This window comes from Streptomyces sp. NPDC006458, from assembly GCF_040612135.1.
GTDB lineage: Bacteria > Actinomycetota > Actinomycetes > Streptomycetales > Streptomycetaceae > Streptomyces.
Window position 1 is genome coordinate 211,711 of record NZ_JBEXPR010000009.1, and the last position, 15,843, is coordinate 227,553.

Below are 15,843 nucleotides of genomic sequence, written 5' to 3' on the forward strand. Positions count from 1 at the left end.
TCACCCGGGCGGGCCGTCCGCACAGGACAGCCCGCCCGTGGCGTGATCCGCTGGGAGGATGCAGGACTCCGCAGCCCTTCTGCCCCGCCCCGCCCGCCGGGTCGCCGCCTGGTGCGCGCTCGCCCTGCTCGTCGCGGGGGTCGGCTGGGTCGCCGTCCAGCTGTGCGTGGAGTTCCGCACGGCGGTGGTGCCGGTGCTGCTCGCGCTGCTCGGCACCGCCCTGCTCCGGCCCTTCCACCGGCGGCTCGTCAAGGCGCATCTGCACCGGACGCCGGCCGCCGCGCTGACCTGTGTCGCCGTGGTCGCCGTCGTCGGCGGCGCCGTCTACATCGTCGTCGCCGCGCTCATCGACTCCGGCGACCAGATCACCGCCTCCCTCAGGGACGCGGCCCGGTCGATCGCCGAGCACTTCGGGGCGGCCGGCACCTCCCTCGCCGACATCGCCTCCAACTCCCGCAGCCTGCTGTCGCGCTTCGGCAGCACCGCGGCCTCCGGGGTGATCAGCGGGGTCAGCGTGGTCGGCGAGGCCATCGCCATGGCCGTGCTCGCCCTGCTGCTGGTCTTCTTCTTCCTGCGCGACTCCTACAAGGCCGCCGACACCCTGCGCTCCCTCGCCCCCAAGGGCAGTGGGGACTTCCTGGAGGCCATCGCCCGGCGCGCCTTCCACGCCGTCGAGGGGTTCATGCGCGGCACCACCCTGATCGCCCTCATCGACTCCGTCTGCATCACCGTCGGCCTGCTCGTCCTGGACGTGCCGGGGGCGTTCGGGCTGGGCGCGCTGGTGCTCGTCGGCGCCTACATCCCCTACCTCGGCGCGTTCATCTCCGGGGCCGTGGCCGTGCTGGTCGCGCTCGCCGACCGGGGGGTCGTGATCGCGCTGTGGGCGCTCGGCGTGGTGCTCGCCGTGCAGGTGCTGGAGGGGCATGTCCTCCAGCCGATGATCCAGAGCCGGACCGTGCAGATGCACCCGGCGGTCGTCATGGTCACCATCACCGCGGGTGCCTCCGTCGCTGGCATCCTCGGCATGCTGCTGGCCGTGCCGGTGACGGCCGCGGCGTTCGGCGTGCTGCACGAGCTGCGGGCGCGGTACGCGCCTCAGGGGCCGGCACCGTCCTCGGGGCCGACGGAGTCCTCGGAGCCGTCGCCCTCGTAGAGGTCGAACCAGATGCTCTTGCCCTCTCCGCGCGGCGCGACCCCCCACGCGTCGGCGAGCAGCTCGATCAGCACCAGACCGCGCCCGGAGGAGGCCAGCTCCCCGGGGTGGCGCTTGTGCGGCAGGTCGTCGCTGGTGTCGGTGACCTCCACCCTCAGCCGCCGCCGGCCCTGCCCGGTGACCTCGGCGACCAGCAGTGCGTCGGCGTCGGTGTGCACCAGGACGTTGGTCAGCATCTCCGACACCAGCAGCACCGCCGAGTCGAGCTGGTCCTGGGACGCCCAGTCGTGCAGCAGCTCCCGCAGATGCTGGCGGGCCACCGCGATCCGCTCCGGCTCGGCCTGCGCCACGGTCAGCATGGTGCGCCGCACCGGCGCCCGTACGGCCACGGCGTCCCCGCACCCGCAGCCCTCGCCCTGCCGGCACAGCAGCAGGAAGGCGATGTCGTCCTCGCGCCGGTCGGCCAGCGGGCCCGTCGTGTGGTGCGAGGACGGCCCGTGCACGGCCTGCACCAGATGGTCGGCCAGCTCGTCCAGGTCGCCGTCGTGCCCCTCCAGGATGCGGCGGATGCGGGACCAGCCGGTGTCCAGGTCGTGCCCGCCGGTCTCCATCAGGCCGTCGGTGCAGATCATCATGATCTCGCCCGGCTCCAGGGCCAGCCGGGTGGTGGGGTAGTCGGTGTCCGGGTCGATGCCCAGCGGCAGCCCGCCCGCGGTGGCCCGGACCAGCACCGTGCCGTCCGGCATCCGGATCACCGGGTCCAGATGCCCCGCGCGGGCCGCCTCCGCCACTCCGGTGACCGGGTCGACCTCGACGTACAGACAGGTCGCGAAGCGCACATCGGCGGGGTCGTCGCCGGTGTGGCCGATGCCGTGCAGGAAGCGGGAGGCACGCGAGAGCACGGCGTCGGGGCGGTGCCCCTCCGAGGCGTACGCCCGCAGGGCTGTCCGCAGCTGCCCCATCAGCCCGGCCGCCCGCACGTCGTGCCCCTGCACATCCCCGATGACCAGCGCGATCCGCCCGTTGGGCAGCGGGATCAGGTCGTACCAGTCGCCGCCCACCTGGAGGCCGCCGCCGGTCGGGATGTAGCGGGCGGTCACGGTCATGCCCGGGATCTCGGGGCCCAGGGTGGGCAGCATCGAGCGCTGGAGCCCGTCGGTCAGCTCCCGCTCCGACTCCGCGGCCCCGGCGCGCGACAGCGCCTGGGCCAGCATCCGGGCCACCGTCGTCAGCACCGAGCGCTCGTCCGGGGTGAAGGCCACCGGGTAGGTGAAGGCGGCCATCCAGGCGCCGATGGTGCGCCCGGCGACGGTCAGCGGCAGGAACGCCCACGACTGGCGGCCGAACTGCTGGGCCAGCGGCCAGGTGAGCGGATAGCGGCGGCCGTAGTCGTCCGGGGAGGCCAGATACACGGCCCGGCCGGTGCGCACCACGTCGGCGGCCGGATAGGCGGTGTCCACGGACATGTGCGCGAAGGGACCCTCGTCGCCGGGCCGGTGCCCGTGATGGCCGATGACCGTAAGCCGGTCGCCCGAGACGCCGAACACCGCCAGCCCGTCCGGGGAGAACCCCGGCATCGACAGCGCGGCCGCCACCCGCAGCACCTCGGCGGTGGAGCGCGCCTCGGCCAGGGCCCGGCCCGCGTCCAGCAGGAACGCCTCGCGCGAGCGCCGCCAGTCCCCGGTGACCGTGGTCCCGTTCACGGAGACGCCCGGCACCGGCTCGGTGACCTCCTGGAGGGTGCCGATCAGTTCGTAGGCCCGTTTCCGGCGGTCGTAGGAGGGCTTGGAGCGGCTGCGGACGACCCGGACGATCCGGCCGTGCTCGTCCATGATCCGGATGCGGACCTCGGCGAGGGTGCTCTCGGCGACCGCGAGCTGCACGACGCCGGTGATCTCGTTCCAGTCCACCGGATGCAGCCGGGCCCGCACCTGGGGCTCGGTGAGCGTCGCCGCCTCGGCGGGCAACCCGAGCAGCCGAGAGGCCTCCGCGTCCACTCTGACCAGGCCTGTCGACGTGTCCCAGTGCCACAGGCCGGTCGCGAGAGAGGCAAGAACCTGCTCCACGGCGGGCAGGGGCTCACCAGTGCGCATTGCCCCACTTTAGGAAAGGGTGTTCGCATCCTGCCACCGAAGGGGGTCCCGGCCGCCCGCCCGCGCGGCTCCCGGGCCCGCCCCCAATGGGGGAAGCCGATCTTCGCGTGCCCGGTACCCTGGGTGTGTTTCACGTGAAACATGCCCCCGATCCACGAAGGCTGGACGAACGACGATGCATCGGTACAGGTCCCACACCTGCGGCGAGCTCCGCGCCTCTGACGTCGGCACCGACGTCCGGCTGAGCGGCTGGCTGCACAATCGGCGCGACCTGGGCGGCATCCTCTTCATCGATCTGCGCGACCACTACGGCATCACGCAGCTCGTCGCCCGGCCCGGCACCCCGGCGTACGAGGCCCTGGACAAGATCTCCAAGGAGTCCACCCTCCGCATCGACGGCAAGGCCGTCTCCCGCGGCGCGGAGAACATCAACCCCGAGCTGCCCACGGGCGAGATCGAGGTCGAGGTCGGCGAGGTCGAGCTGCTCGGCGCCGCCGCCCCGCTTCCCTTCACGATCAACGCCGAGGACGGGGTCAACGAGGAGCGGCGGCTGGAGTACCGCTTCCTCGACCTGCGCCGCGAGCGCATGCACCGCAACATCCTGCTGCGCACCGCGGTCATCTCCGCGATCCGCCACAAGATGACGGCGCTGGGCTTCAACGAGATGGCGACGCCGATCCTGTCCGCCACCTCCCCCGAGGGCGCCCGCGACTTCGTCGTGCCCTCCCGCCTGAACCCGGGCAAGTTCTACGCCCTCCCCCAGGCCCCGCAGCAGTTCAAGCAGCTGCTGATGATCTCCGGCTTCGACCGCTACTTCCAGATCGCGCCCTGCTTCCGTGACGAGGACGCCCGCGCCGACCGCTCGCCGGGCGAGTTCTACCAGCTCGACGTGGAGATGAGCTTCGTCGAGCAGGAGGACGTCTTCCGCCCGATCGAGCAGCTCATGACCGAGCTGTTCGAGGAGTTCGGCGGCGGCCGCCACGTCACCTCGCCGTTCCCGCGCATCCCGTTCCGCGAGGCGATGCTGAAGTACGGCTCCGACAAGCCGGACCTGCGCGCCCAGCTGGAGCTCGTCGACATCACCGACGTCTTCGAGGCCAGCGAGTTCAAGGCCTTCGCCGGCAAGCACGTGCGCGCCCTGCCGGTGCCGGACGTCTCCGCCCAGCCCCGCAAGTTCTTCGACCAGCTCGGTGACTTCGCGGTCTCGCAGGGCGCCAAGGGCCTGGCCTGGGTCCGCGTCGGCGAGGACGGCACGCTGTCCGGCCCGATCGCCAAGTTCCTCACCGAGGAGAACGTCAAGGTCCTCACCGAGCGCCTCGGCCTGGAGGCCGGTCACGCCGTGTTCTTCGGCGCGGGCGACTTCGACGAGGTCTCGAAGATCATGGGCGCGGTGCGGGTCGAGGCCGCCAAGCGTGCCGGGCACTTCGAGGAGGGCGTCTTCCGGTTCTGCTGGATCGTCGACTTCCCGATGTACGAGAAGGACGAGGAGACCGGCGCGATCGACTTCTCGCACAACCCCTTCTCCATGCCGCAGGGCGGTCTGGAGGCCCTCCAGACCCAGGACCCGCTGGACATCCTCGGCTGGCAGTACGACATCGTCTGCAACGGCGTCGAGCTGTCCTCCGGCGCGATCCGGAACCACGAGCCGGAGATCATGCTCAAGGCCTTCGAGATCGCCGGCTACGACCGCGAGACCGTCGAGGAGAAGTTCGCGGGCATGCTGCGCGCGTTCCGCTTCGGCGCCCCGCCGCACGGCGGCATCGCCCCCGGCGTCGACCGCATCGTGATGCTCCTGGCCGACGAGCCGAACATCCGCGAGACCATCTCCTTCCCGCTCAACGGCAACGCCCAGGACCTGATGATGGGCGCGCCGACGGAGCTGGAGGAGGCACGGCTGAAGGAGCTGCACCTGTCGGTGCGCAAGCCGCAGCCGAAGTAAGGCGAACGCGCGAAGGCGCCCCGGACCTCGGGTCCGGGGCGCCTTCGCGTTTCCTGGGCTCGTCCCCAGCTCCCGCTCATGTTCCTGACAGCGGGCGTCCCTAGCTTCGCTTCGCATGACGGGAACCGCTGCACCGCCAAGGGCGTCGTCGGCTCGATCACGATGGGCGTCGACCGGGACGCGACGCACAACGGCACCTGAGCCGCGCGGTCGGGCGGCACACCGCGAAGGCGTGCCGCCGGACCACGACGGTCGTCAGTAGACCCAGAGCAGCCCGTTGCCGCCCAGCCAGCCCTCGTACCACTGCGGCATGCCGAGCGAGTCCAGGGTGAAGGCGCGGCTGCCGGTGCCCGTCGGGCGGGACGAGCCGCCGGGGAGCATGAAGACCGCGCCGTTGTAGTGGTTCTCGCAGGCCGCGCCGATGAACAGCTCCGGCTTGCCGTCCTTGTTCACGTCTCCGGCCGAGACCGTCGCCCCGAAGCAGTCACGGGTCTCGTTGACGCTGGGCACGCCCGGGGTGTCCTGGTGGAAGGAGTACCCGCCCGAGCCGAGCGGGCCCGAGCGGCGGCCGGGGATCACGGTGACCATGCCGGTCCGCCTGACGGCTCCCACGGCCTCGTACGGCGCGCCGACGATGATCTCCGCGAGGCCGTCCCGGTTGAGGTCGGCCACCGCGAGGCCGGCGCCGAAGGTGTCCTGCTTCTCGCTCGTGCCGGGCACACCCGCGGTGTCCTGGGTGATCACCTCGGGCGTCGCGTCCGGACGGATGCCGCTCGCCGAACCGCGCCAGACCAGCACCCGCCCGCCCAGCTCCCCGTCGACGCCCGGCGTCACCGGCGTCAGCGGGTCCCCGACCACGAGGTCGGTGTACCCGTCGCCGTTGACGTCACCGGTCGCGGCGATGAAGCCGTTGCCCTTCTCCAGCACCGGCCAGTCCGTGCCGCCGGTCTGGTTCACCCGGATGTCGCTGCCGGTGATGTCGAGCCGGCGGCCGCCGAAGACCACCTGGTCCGGCGACCCGTTCCGGTCGAAGTCGCCGAGGGCCACGGACCCGATCAGCCCCTCCTCCCTCGGCGTCTGCACGGCCGAGGCGTAGGTGCCGCTGCTGCTGAACGGCCCCTTGAAGGTGACGGTCCCCTGGGAACCGCCCACCACGACCTGGGTCCTGGCGCCCGCTCCCGCGCTGATCGCCGCGACGTCCGTGCCGTACCACTCGTTCAGGCCCTGCTTCGGCAGGAAGGTCCCCTTGGCCAGGCCGTTCCTGCTGCCCCACAGCACGGTGACAGTGCCCTTGTCCGCCCCGTAGGGCGCGCCGACGACCAGATCGGCGTACCCGTCGCGGTTCAGGTCGGCCGTGGCGGTGGAGGTGCCGAAGCGGTTGTAGCCGCCGACCACGCCCGGGACACCGGGCGAGTTCTGTGTGATGACCTGGCGCTTGCCCGCCGTCGAGACCCCCCTCGACGAGCCGTACAGCACGACCACGGCACCCGCTCGCAGCTCGCTGCCAATGTCCGCGCCGGGTATTGGCAGCACCGCGTCGCGGTACCCGTCACCGTTGAAGTCCCCCGGCACCGCCCCGTGCACGGCCGCTGCCGGGGCGGCCGGCAGCAGCGTCCCCGCGACCAGCGAGGCGGCCACGATCGCGGCCGCGGTCCATCTGCCCATGTGCGTGTCCCCTTTCCCACGGCGCGCCCCGCGGCCCGCCGACTTCCGGGCCGTGGCGCGACCCGCCGTCACAGATGGGACATGTCAGCGCATCAGGAGGTTGTACCGCGGGCGCCCGTTTCCTCGACGGATCCCGGACGCACGCGGTCAACCCGCTGTTCAGGAAAGGGACTTGTAGACGCCCCAGCCGGTGCCGGTGCGCACGCCCGCCGCGAAGGAGCCCCTGCCGGTGCCGGTGCCAGGCGGTCAGACCGCCCCGTCTCAGGGCGTGTCTGCCGACGTGAGAACCCTCCCCGCGAGAGCCCTCGCTCTCGCACAAGTGGGCGAATCCTGTGGTGGGCCGACACCACCGGGACCGACGGCTGTGACTACCGCGCCACGTACTGCGTGAGGATCGCCTGGACCTCGTAGATGTCGACGCCCTTGGTGAAGGTCTTGGTGATCGGCAGCTGGGTGCCGGAGACCCAGATCTTCAGCTCGGCGTCGAGGTCGAAGGTGCCGGCCGTCTCCACCGCGAAGTGCGTGATGCTGCGGTACGGGATGGAGTGGTACTCCACCTTCTTGCCGGTGATGCCCTGCTTGTCGATCAGGATCAGGCGGCGGTCGGTGAACAGGATGGTGTCGCGGATCAGCAGGTACGCGGCGTGCACGGTCTCGCCCTGCCCCAGCAGCCGGGCGTAGTCCTGCGCGGCCTGGGCCGGGTCGATCGGGTGCGCGTTGCCGAAAAGAGCCATGAGAGAACCCCCCACTCGAAGGTCATGTGGCGTCCGATGCCACATGATCTTGGTCAGATATACCTGGTGAGTGAGGGGTCCGAGAAGGGCTGTTACGCGGCTGTTTCCCCGCCGAAGCGCTCCTTGTACGCGGCGAGGTCGTCGTCCGTCAGCTTGGCGAACATCACCGGCGGCACCGTGAAGGGCGTACCGGCCGGGACGAAGGCCAGGGACTTCGCCTCGTCCGCCGAGACCCAGGCCGCAGTGTCGTCGGCGAGGGAGAAGGCCTGGCGCATGGCCGCCGCGGTCGTCGGGACGAAGGGCTCGGAGACCACCGCGTAGAGGTGGATCAGGTTCATCGCCGTACGCAGGGTCAGGGCCGCGCCGTCCTGGTCGGTCTTGATCTGCAGCCAGGGGGCCTTCTCCTCCAGGTAGGAGTTGCCGGCCGACCACAGGGCGCGCAGTGCCGCCGCCGCCTTGCGGAACTGCAGGGACTCCATCTGGGACTCGTACTCGGCGAGCAGCCGGGCGATCTCCTCGCCCAGGCGCGCCTCCGCCTCGCCCGGCTCGCCGCCCGCGGGTACGTCGTCGCCGAAGCGCTTGCGGGAGAAGGACAGCACGCGGTTGACGAAGTTGCCGAGGGTGTCGGCGAGATCCTTGTTCACCGTGGCGGTGAAGTGCTCCCAGGTGAAGGACGAGTCGTCCGACTCCGGGGCGTTGGCGATGAGGAAGTAGCGCCAGTAGTCGGCGGGCAGGATCTCCAGGGCCTGGTCGGTGAAGACGCCGCGCTTCTGCGAGGTGGAGAACTTGCCGCCGTAGTACGTCAGCCAGTTGAAGGCCTTGACGTAGTCGACTTTCTTCCACGGCTCGCGCACGCCGAGTTCGGTCGCCGGGAACATCACCGTGTGGAACGGGACGTTGTCCTTCGCCATGAACTGGGTGTAGCGGACGACCGTGTCGACGTCGTACCACCAGGACTTCCAGTCGCGGTTCTCCGGGTCCTGGTCCGACCACTCCTTCGTCGCGCCCAGGTACTCGATCGGGGCGTCGAACCAGACGTAGAAGACCTTGCCCTCGGCGGCCAGCTCCGGCCAGGTGTCGGCGGGGACCGGGACGCCCCAGTCCAGGTCGCGGGTGATCGCGCGGTCGTGCAGGCCCTCGGTCAGCCACTTGCGGGCGATGGAGGAGGCCAGCTGCGGCCAGTCCTCCTCGTGGCGGGAGACCCAGGCCTCGACCTCGTTCTGCAGCTTGGACTGGAGGAGGAAGAGGTGCTTGGTCTCCCTGACTTCGAGATCCGTGCTGCCCGAGATCGCCGAGCGGGGGTTGATCAGGTCGGTCGGGTCCAGCACGCGGGTGCAGTTCTCGCACTGGTCGCCGCGGGCCTTGTCGTAGCCGCAGTGGGGGCAGGTGCCCTCGACGTAGCGGTCCGGCAGGAAGCGGCCGTCGGCGGGCGAGTAGACCTGGCGGATCGCCCGCTCCTCGATGAAGCCGTTCTCCTGGAGCTTGCGGGCGAAGTGCTGGGTGATCTCGTGGTTCTCGCGGCTGGAGCTGCGGCCGAAGTAGTCGAAGGAGAGCGCGAAGCCGTCGTAGACCGCCTTCTGTGCGTCGTGCGCCTGCGCGCAGAACTCCGCGACCGGGAGGTTCTGCTCCTTGGCTGCCAGTTCGGCGGGGGTGCCGTGCTCGTCCGTGGCGCAGATGTAGAGGACGTCGTGGCCGCGCTGGCGCAGGTACCGGGAGTACACGTCCGCCGGGAGCATGGACCCCACCATGTTGCCCAGGTGCTTGATCCCGTTGATGTACGGAAGGGCGCTGGTGATGAGGTGTCGAGCCATGCCGGCTGCTCCCAGGTCGGTTGTTTTGCGAACCTTGAAATCGTAGCCGACACGGGTGGGCCGCCCGCTTCCCGTTTTAAGGGGTGGGAAGGGGCGGCCGCGGGGTGTTTCCGGTGGTGTTCCGGGGTGTTCCTTACGGCTTCCAGGTGGCCAGCACGCCCGTGTAGAGCTCGGCGTCGGTGAGCTCTCGGGGGGTCGGGCCGGCGTGGAAGAACGCGGTGTTGGCGGTCTTCAGCTTGCGGAGGTAGTCGAAGGCCTTGTTGTCGTGCTCTCCGAAGGCGACGAAGGAGAAGAAGACGTTGGGGTGGTTCTTCTCGGCGTCCGTGAGGGACTGGGTGGCGGGGGTCTTCGCGTCGGGGGCGCCGTCGGTCTGGAAGACGACGAGGGCGGGGGTGGTGGGGGCGGCCTTCGTGTGGTGGGCGAGGACGGCTTCCACCGCGGCGTGGTAGCTGGTGCGGCCCATGCGGCCGAGGGCCGCGTGGGTGTCGTCGATCTTGGTGTCGTGCTCGGCGAGGGTGAGGTCGGTGGTGCCGTCGAGTTCGGTGGAGAAGAAGACGACGTGGACCGTGGCCTCGGGGTCGAGGTGGGCCGCGAGGGCGAGGGTCTGGTCACCGAGGGCCTGGGCGGAGCCGTCCTTGTAGTAACCGCGCATGGACGCGGAGCGGTCGAGGACGAGGTAGATCTTCGCGGTGGTGTCGGTGAGGTGGTGCGCCGCGAGGGTGGCGTGGGCGGCGTCGTAGGCGGTGAGGAGGGTTTTGGGGATGTCGGGGGTGGTGCGTGTGGGGGGCTGGGGGGTGCTTGCCTCGGCTTCGCCTTCGGCCGGGTCTTCGTTCCCACCCGCACCACCCGTGCGGGTCTCGTCGTCGGCTTCCTGTGGCTCCTGTGCCTCGTCCGCGCCATCGGCGGCCGTCGGCTCCGGGGCCGTCTCCTCCACCTCGGCTTCGCCCTCGGCGGCCGGCTCCTCGACCACCGGTTCCTCGACCACCGGTTCCTCGACCACCGCGACGATGTCGGACAGCGCCTCCAGGTCCGGCTCGAACTCCGGCTCGGACTCGGCGGCGGGCTCCGTGGCTGCCGCAGGCTCCTCGGCGGCGACGGGCTCGGGCTCGGTCGCGGGTTCCTCGGCGGCGACGGGCTCCTCGGCCGTGATGGGCTCGGGCTCGGTGGCGGGGTCCTCAGCCGCTGCGGGCTCCTCGGCGACGACCGGCTCGGGCTCCTCGGCGGCGACGGGCTCGGGCTCGGTCGCGGGTTCCTCGGCGGCGACGGGCTCCTCGGCCGTGATGGGCTCGGGCTCGGCGGCGGGTTCCTCAGCGGCGACCGGCTCCGGCTCCTCGGCGGCGGCGGGCTCGGGCTCGGCGGCGGGCTCCTCAGCGGCGACCGGCTCCGGCTCCTCGGCGGCGGCGGGCTCGGGCTCGGCGGCGGGTTCCTCGGCCGCGGCGGGCTCCGGCTCCTCGGCGGCGGGCTCGGGCTCGGCGGCGGGTTCCTCGGCCGCGGCGGGCTCCTCGGCGACGACCGGCTCCGACTCCTCGGCCGCGACGGGCTCGGACTCCTCGGCGGCGACCGGCTCCGGCTCCTCGGCGGCGGGCTCGGGCTCGGTGGCGGGCTCCTCGGCTGCCGCAGGCTCCTCCGCGACGGCCGCCGCAGGCTCCTCGGCGGCGACGGGCTCGGGCTCGACGACGGGGTCCTCGGCCGCGACCGGCTCCTCCGCCACGGCTGCCGCAGGCTCCTCGGCGGCCGGCCTCGGCTCCTCGGCCGTGACCGTCGGCTCCGGGGACTCCGTCGGCTTCGGGACCGTGACGTTGTCGAAGGCCGCTGCCACCAATTCGTGTTCCGAGGAATCCGAGGAATCCGAGCACTCCGACGGGGAAGCCGTGCGGGGTTCGGGGACCGTGGGGGTCTGGGAGGTGGCCGACTGCGTAGAGGTCGCATTCTCAGGGTCGGCGGGTCCGGGTTTGCGTGACCGGCCGAATGCGTTCCGCAGGAGAGTGAGAATGCCCATGAGTGCAACCCTTCGCGCGAGTTGATGCCCGTCGATCCCTGGCCAGGACGGACACGTAAGGTTAGCGGGACCGTGTGGGGATCTTGGGGAGGGGCGTACCCGACCTCGGCGGTGACGCGGGCCCGCGCCGGCCCGTTGCTCCAACTGCCGTTCGGATGTGTCGCGTTCACCGGTGGTTAACTCCGAGTCCCCGCACGCGCACGACCGTGCTCCTAGCGTCCAGGCTGCTGAAGCCAAGGGGAAGCCAGGGGAGAACGAAGTGCGCATCCAACTGCCGATCATCAGGACCAACGACTCGCATGCGGGTGGGCGCTCTGCCCTGACCTGCCGTTTCCGCTGCGGCGACGCGTGTTTCCACGAGGCGCCGAACACCAGTTCGAATGAATACCTCGGTGATGTCATCGCCGGCGCCCTCAGCCGCCGCTCGGTGATGCGCGCCGCCGCCGTGGTCACCGCGGCGGCCGCCGCCGGTACCGCCGTCACCACCGCCGCCGCGCCGCAGGCCGCCGCCGCCGAGGGCGCCGGCGATGCCCACGAGGTGTACCCGCCGGCCCGCGCCGCGCGCGGTCTGCGCTTCGACCCGGTCGCGCCGAACACCGACGACCAGGTCACGATCCCCGAGGGTTACGAGCAGAACATCGTGATCCGCTGGGGCGAGCCCATCCTGCGCGGTGCCCCGGCCTTCGACCCGGCCCAGCAGACCGCCGAGGCCCAGGCCGGTCAGTTCGGCTACAACTGCGACTACCTGTCCCTGCTGCCGCTCCCCGGTGAGCCCGGCCGCCAGATCCTCGTCGCCAACCACGAGTACACCGACGAGATCCTGATGTTCGCCGGCTACGACGCCGCGAACCCGACCAAGGAGCAGGTCGAGATCGCCTGGGCCGCGCACGGTCTCGCGGCCGTCGTGGTCGAGGGCAACCGCCGCAACGGCAAGCTCGTCCCGGTCACCCGGCACCCGCTGAACCGCCGTGTCACCGCCACCACCGAGTTCCGCCTGACCGGCCCGGCCGCCGGTTCGGACCTGCTGAAGACCTCCGTGGACCCGACGGGCACCAAGGTCCTCGGCACCCTGAACAACTGCTCGGGCGGTACGACGCCGTGGGGCAGCACCCTGCACGGCGAGGAGAACTTCAACCAGTACTTCGCCAACGGCACCCGCCCCACCGACAAGCGCTACGGCCTGAACGCCGCCGCCTCCGAGCGCAAGTGGGAGCGTTTCGACAAGCGCTTCGACGTCGCCCAGGAGCCCAACGAGTCGCACCGCTTCGGCTATGTCGTCGAGTTCGACCCGTACGACCCGGAGTCCACCCCGCGCAAGCACACCGCGCTGGGCCGCTTCAAGCACGAGGGCGCCACCGTCCGCCTCACCGACGACGGCCGCCCGGTCGTCTACACCGGTGACGACGAGCGCTTCGACTACTTCTACAAGTTCGTCGGCTCCAAGCGGATGAAGCACGGTTCGTCCCGCTCCGTGCGCGAGCACAACCTCTCGCTGCTCGACGAGGGCACCCTGTACGTCGCCAAGGTGACCGGTGACTCCCCGGCCATCGAGATCGACGGCACCGGCAAGCTCCCGAACGACGGCGAGTTCGACGGCTCCGGCGAGTGGATCCCGCTGGCCACCGCCACCCGCGACGGCGCGGTCTCGCACGTCGAGGGCATGACCGCCGAGGAGGTGTACGTCTTCACCCGCCTCGCCGGTGACAAGGTCGGCGCCACCAAGATGGACCGCCCCGAGGACATCGAGCCCAACCCGCACACCGGCAAGGTGTACGTGGCGCTCACCAACAACACCCGCCGCGGCACCGCCGGTTCCGCTCCCGTGGACGAGGCCAACCCGCGCATCGGCAACAAGCACGGCCACATCCTGGAGCTCACCGAGCGCTGGAACGAGGCCGACAGCAGGACCTTCGCCTGGAAGCTGTTCCTGGTCGCCGGTGACCCCACCGACCCGGGCACCTACTTCGCCGGTTTCCCGAAGGACCAGGTCAGCCCGATCTCCTGCCCGGACAACGTGGCGTTCGACCCGCACGGCAACCTGTGGATCTCCACCGACGGCAACCAGCTCGGCTCGCACGACGGCCTCTTCGGCGTGGCGACCCGCGGCTCGCGCCGGGGTGAGCTCAAGCAGTTCCTGACCGTGCCGAAGGGCGCCGAGACCTGTGGCCCGCTCGTGCAGAGCCGCCGGGTGCTCGTCGCCGTGCAGCACCCGGGCGAGCTCGACGGTGCCACCGCCGAGAAGCCGCTGAGCGCCTGGCCCGACGGTCCCGGCAAGATCAACCGTCCGGCCGTGGTCGCGGTCTACCGCGAGGACGGCGACGACATCGGCCTGTGACGGCCGGTGGCCGGGAGGCCGGGCGGCAGGGCGGCAGGGGGTCAGCGCGGTGACGCGATGGCCCTCGCCGCCGCCACCTCCTGGCGCAGCGGTTCCAGGACGCTGTCCGCCGGGCCCGTGAGATCCGTGCGGACGGCGACCAGGACCTCCGCCTCGCGCACCCCCTCGGACAGCTCCCGCAGCTGAAGGGTGACCTGCGCGATCTCCGCCTTCGACGGCGGCGCGGCTCCGTGCCGGACACGGACCCGCGCCGCCGTCGTCGCGTCCACGATCCGTTCCACCGCGACCACCAGCGGCCACCAGGCCGCCGCCCGGCGCCCGGTGGGCGGGGGCTCGGTCAGCGCGCGCTGGAACTCGGTACGGATCACCGACAGGTCGCGGTAGAGGCGGCGGCGCATCCGGGCCCGGCCCGCCGGGTCCCTCGTCTCCCCGAACGCCGACTCCACATAGCGGGCCGTGTCCGCGACGGCGTCCGCGAGCCGGTCGCCGACCCGGGTGTGCCAGCTCTCCGGCCACAGCAGATAGCCGGCGACCAGCGCGATGGCGCAGCCCATCAGGGAGTCGACCAGCCGGGGGAGCAGCAGGTCGGTGCCCTGGTGGTTGAGGATGTCCGACAGCAGCAGGATCACCGGGGTGATGGCCGCGGTCTGGTAGCCGTAGCCGCGCGGGGTCAGGGCGGGGATCAGCGGGGCCAGCACCAGCATCACGGGTACGTCCCACCAGCCGCGCGGCACCTCGGCGAGCACGGCCGCCGCGACCACCAGGCCACCGACCGTGCCGAGCGCCCGCAGCAGGGCGCGGGAGAACACCGAGCCGAAGTCCGGCTTGAGGACGAAGGTGATGGTCAGGGCCACCCAGTACGAGCGTGGCACCGCGATGATCGACACCAGCACCTGGGCGATCCCGACGCACAGCGCGAGCCGCAGGCCGTAGCGCCAGGAGGCGGCCGAGAGCATCACGTCCCGCGCGACGCGGGCGGCCCTCACGCGCAGGCCCGCGGGACGGCCGAGCCGGTCGTCGATGCCGCGCGGATCCACGTCCGGGGAGGTGACGACCTCGGCGGTGTGCCGCAGCGCGTGGTCGATGGCCCGGCTCGTCTCGTCGTCGGGGGCGGGCAGCCCCAGACCTATCGGCCCGTGGTAGCCGGTTTGTACGGCCTCGGCGAGGTGGCGTACGGCCTGCGGGACCTCCAGCGGCAGCGGCTTTCCGCGCAGATGGGCGGCCGGGGCGGCCTCCATGACCGGGGTGACCGCGTTGAGCTGGGCGAGCAGACGGGTCAGTTCGGGGCTGCGGCCGTGGTGGCGGGTGCGGCGGGCGAGGACGAGGTCGTAGGCCTGGTTCATGGACTGGGTGACGGCGTGCCGGGCCTCGTCGTAGCCGTCGGTGGCGCAGGCGGCGAGCAGGTCGGCGACGGTGCGGTAGGTGTCGGCGACGGCGGCGCGTTCGGGCACGCCGGAGCGCAGTGGCCAGGCCAGCAGGGCGAGTGCCAGGACCAGCAGGCCGCCGCCGGTCATCAGCACCGGGGCCAGCCACCAGGAGCCCGGCATCGGCAGGCCCGCGCCGACGACGGCGTTCAGCAGCAGCAACAGTCCGGACACGGAGGCGACCGCGCCGATCGTGGAGATCATCCCGGAGACCAGGGCGATGCCGGTGACGGCGGCGACGGCGACCCAGCCGTGGCCGTAGGCGAGCGCGCCGAGGGTGATGCCGATCGCGCCGAAGGCCTGGGGGATCGCGATGTTCAGCAGGCGCATCCGGTACGCGTCGGCGGTGTCGCCGATGACGCCGGACAGGGCGCCCATGGAGGCGAGCGCGCCGTACTCCGGCCGGCCGGCGGCCAGGCCGATCACCAGGGGCAGGGTCATGGCGATCGCGGCGCGGGCCACGGCGGGTTTGTTGACGGGGGTGGTCGGCTGCGCCCGCAGGTTCCTCACCAGCCAGTCAGGTGGGGTGAGGCCGATGGGGAACTCGCGCGACATGCGGCCATTATGGGCCGGGGTGGGGCTCTGACCTGGAGGGGTGTCCATATCCGCGAGGGGTTTGCGAGGTCCGCGGCGGGGTGCGATCTCTGTCTGCCGGGTGCGGGTCGTTCGTGGCCGCTCGCGCAGTTCCCC

10 protein-coding genes are annotated in these 15,843 nt (G+C 71.7%); 4 read left to right on the plus strand and 6 right to left on the minus strand.

Features of this window, described 5'->3' with window-relative positions; genetic code table 11:
• Nucleotides 1-58: 58 nt before the first annotated feature.
• The gene (locus tag ABZZ79_RS14950) at nt 59-1,153 is read left to right on the plus strand and encodes an AI-2E family transporter (protein ID WP_356689339.1); all 1,095 of its coding nucleotides are present in this window, start codon (nt 59-61) and stop codon (nt 1,151-1,153) included.
• Here the strand turns inward: ABZZ79_RS14950 and ABZZ79_RS14955 are convergent.
• Nucleotides 1,096-3,246 carry a SpoIIE family protein phosphatase gene (locus ABZZ79_RS14955; protein ID WP_356689340.1) on the minus strand — a complete coding sequence of 717 codons (2,151 nt, stop codon included), beginning with the start codon at nt 3,244-3,246 and terminating at the stop codon, nt 1,096-1,098. The genes ABZZ79_RS14950 and ABZZ79_RS14955 overlap by 58 nt on opposite strands.
• 175 nt (nt 3,247-3,421) lie before the next feature.
• On the opposite strand from ABZZ79_RS14955, the gene aspS reads away from it, so the two are divergent.
• Nucleotides 3,422-5,185, plus strand: coding sequence for an aspartate--tRNA ligase (gene aspS / locus ABZZ79_RS14960; protein WP_356689341.1), 1,764 nt, complete (start codon nt 3,422-3,424; stop codon nt 5,183-5,185).
• Nucleotides 5,186-5,263: 78 nt separating this feature from the next.
• Complete coding sequence (locus ABZZ79_RS14965; RefSeq protein ID WP_356689342.1) at nt 5,264-5,386, plus strand: hypothetical protein; 123 nt, start codon at nt 5,264-5,266, stop codon at nt 5,384-5,386.
• 54 nt (nt 5,387-5,440) lie between these two features.
• Here the strand turns inward: ABZZ79_RS14965 and ABZZ79_RS14970 are convergent, their stop codons facing one another.
• The 4 genes from ABZZ79_RS14970 to ABZZ79_RS14985 all read right to left on the minus strand — a co-directional run bounded on the left by ABZZ79_RS14970 (nt 5,441) and on the right by ABZZ79_RS14985 (nt 11,394).
• Nucleotides 5,441-6,850, minus strand: coding sequence for a VCBS repeat-containing protein (locus ABZZ79_RS14970; protein ID WP_356689343.1), 1,410 nt, complete (start codon nt 6,848-6,850; stop codon nt 5,441-5,443).
• Between the two features lie 368 nt (nt 6,851-7,218).
• Complete coding sequence (locus tag ABZZ79_RS14975) at nt 7,219-7,584, minus strand: PH domain-containing protein (RefSeq protein ID WP_356689344.1); 366 nt, start codon at nt 7,582-7,584, stop codon at nt 7,219-7,221.
• Between the two features lie 92 nt (nt 7,585-7,676).
• Nucleotides 7,677-9,395: a methionine--tRNA ligase gene (metG, locus tag ABZZ79_RS14980; RefSeq protein WP_356689345.1), complete on the minus strand. Its 1,719-nt coding sequence runs from the start codon at nt 9,393-9,395 to the stop codon at nt 7,677-7,679.
• A gap of 133 nt (nt 9,396-9,528) precedes the next feature.
• Nucleotides 9,529-11,394, minus strand: a complete 1,866-nt coding sequence (locus tag ABZZ79_RS14985) for a VWA domain-containing protein (RefSeq protein ID WP_356689346.1) — start codon at nt 11,392-11,394, stop codon at nt 9,529-9,531.
• 259 nt (nt 11,395-11,653) lie between these two features.
• On the opposite strand from ABZZ79_RS14985, the gene ABZZ79_RS14990 reads away from it, so the two are divergent.
• Nucleotides 11,654-13,729, plus strand: coding sequence for a PhoX family protein (locus ABZZ79_RS14990; RefSeq protein WP_356689347.1), 2,076 nt, complete (start codon nt 11,654-11,656; stop codon nt 13,727-13,729).
• Between the two features lie 41 nt (nt 13,730-13,770).
• Here ABZZ79_RS14990 and ABZZ79_RS14995 read toward each other — a convergent pair whose 3' ends face one another.
• Nucleotides 13,771-15,708, minus strand: a complete 1,938-nt coding sequence (locus ABZZ79_RS14995; protein ID WP_356689348.1) for an FUSC family protein — start codon at nt 15,706-15,708, stop codon at nt 13,771-13,773.
• Nucleotides 15,709-15,843: the final 135 nt, after the last annotated feature.

What these genes read in the sequence shown, in the direction of transcription:
- ABZZ79_RS14950 (WP_356689339.1), top strand. Translation starts at nt 59, where the DNA reads ATGCAGGACTCCGCAGCCCTTCTGCCCCGCCCCGCCCGCCGGGTCGCC.
- ABZZ79_RS14955 (WP_356689340.1), bottom strand. Translation starts at nt 3,246, where the DNA reads ATGCGCACTGGTGAGCCCCTGCCCGCCGTGGAGCAGGTTCTTGCCTCT.
- aspS (WP_356689341.1), top strand. Translation starts at nt 3,422, where the DNA reads ATGCATCGGTACAGGTCCCACACCTGCGGCGAGCTCCGCGCCTCTGAC.
- ABZZ79_RS14965 (WP_356689342.1), top strand. Translation starts at nt 5,264, where the DNA reads ATGTTCCTGACAGCGGGCGTCCCTAGCTTCGCTTCGCATGACGGGAAC.
- ABZZ79_RS14970 (WP_356689343.1), bottom strand. Translation starts at nt 6,850, where the DNA reads ATGGGCAGATGGACCGCGGCCGCGATCGTGGCCGCCTCGCTGGTCGCG.
- ABZZ79_RS14975 (WP_356689344.1), bottom strand. Translation starts at nt 7,584, where the DNA reads ATGGCTCTTTTCGGCAACGCGCACCCGATCGACCCGGCCCAGGCCGCG.
- metG (WP_356689345.1), bottom strand. Translation starts at nt 9,395, where the DNA reads ATGGCTCGACACCTCATCACCAGCGCCCTTCCGTACATCAACGGGATC.
- ABZZ79_RS14985 (WP_356689346.1), bottom strand. Translation starts at nt 11,394, where the DNA reads ATGGGCATTCTCACTCTCCTGCGGAACGCATTCGGCCGGTCACGCAAA.
- ABZZ79_RS14995 (WP_356689348.1), bottom strand. Translation starts at nt 15,708, where the DNA reads ATGTCGCGCGAGTTCCCCATCGGCCTCACCCCACCTGACTGGCTGGTG.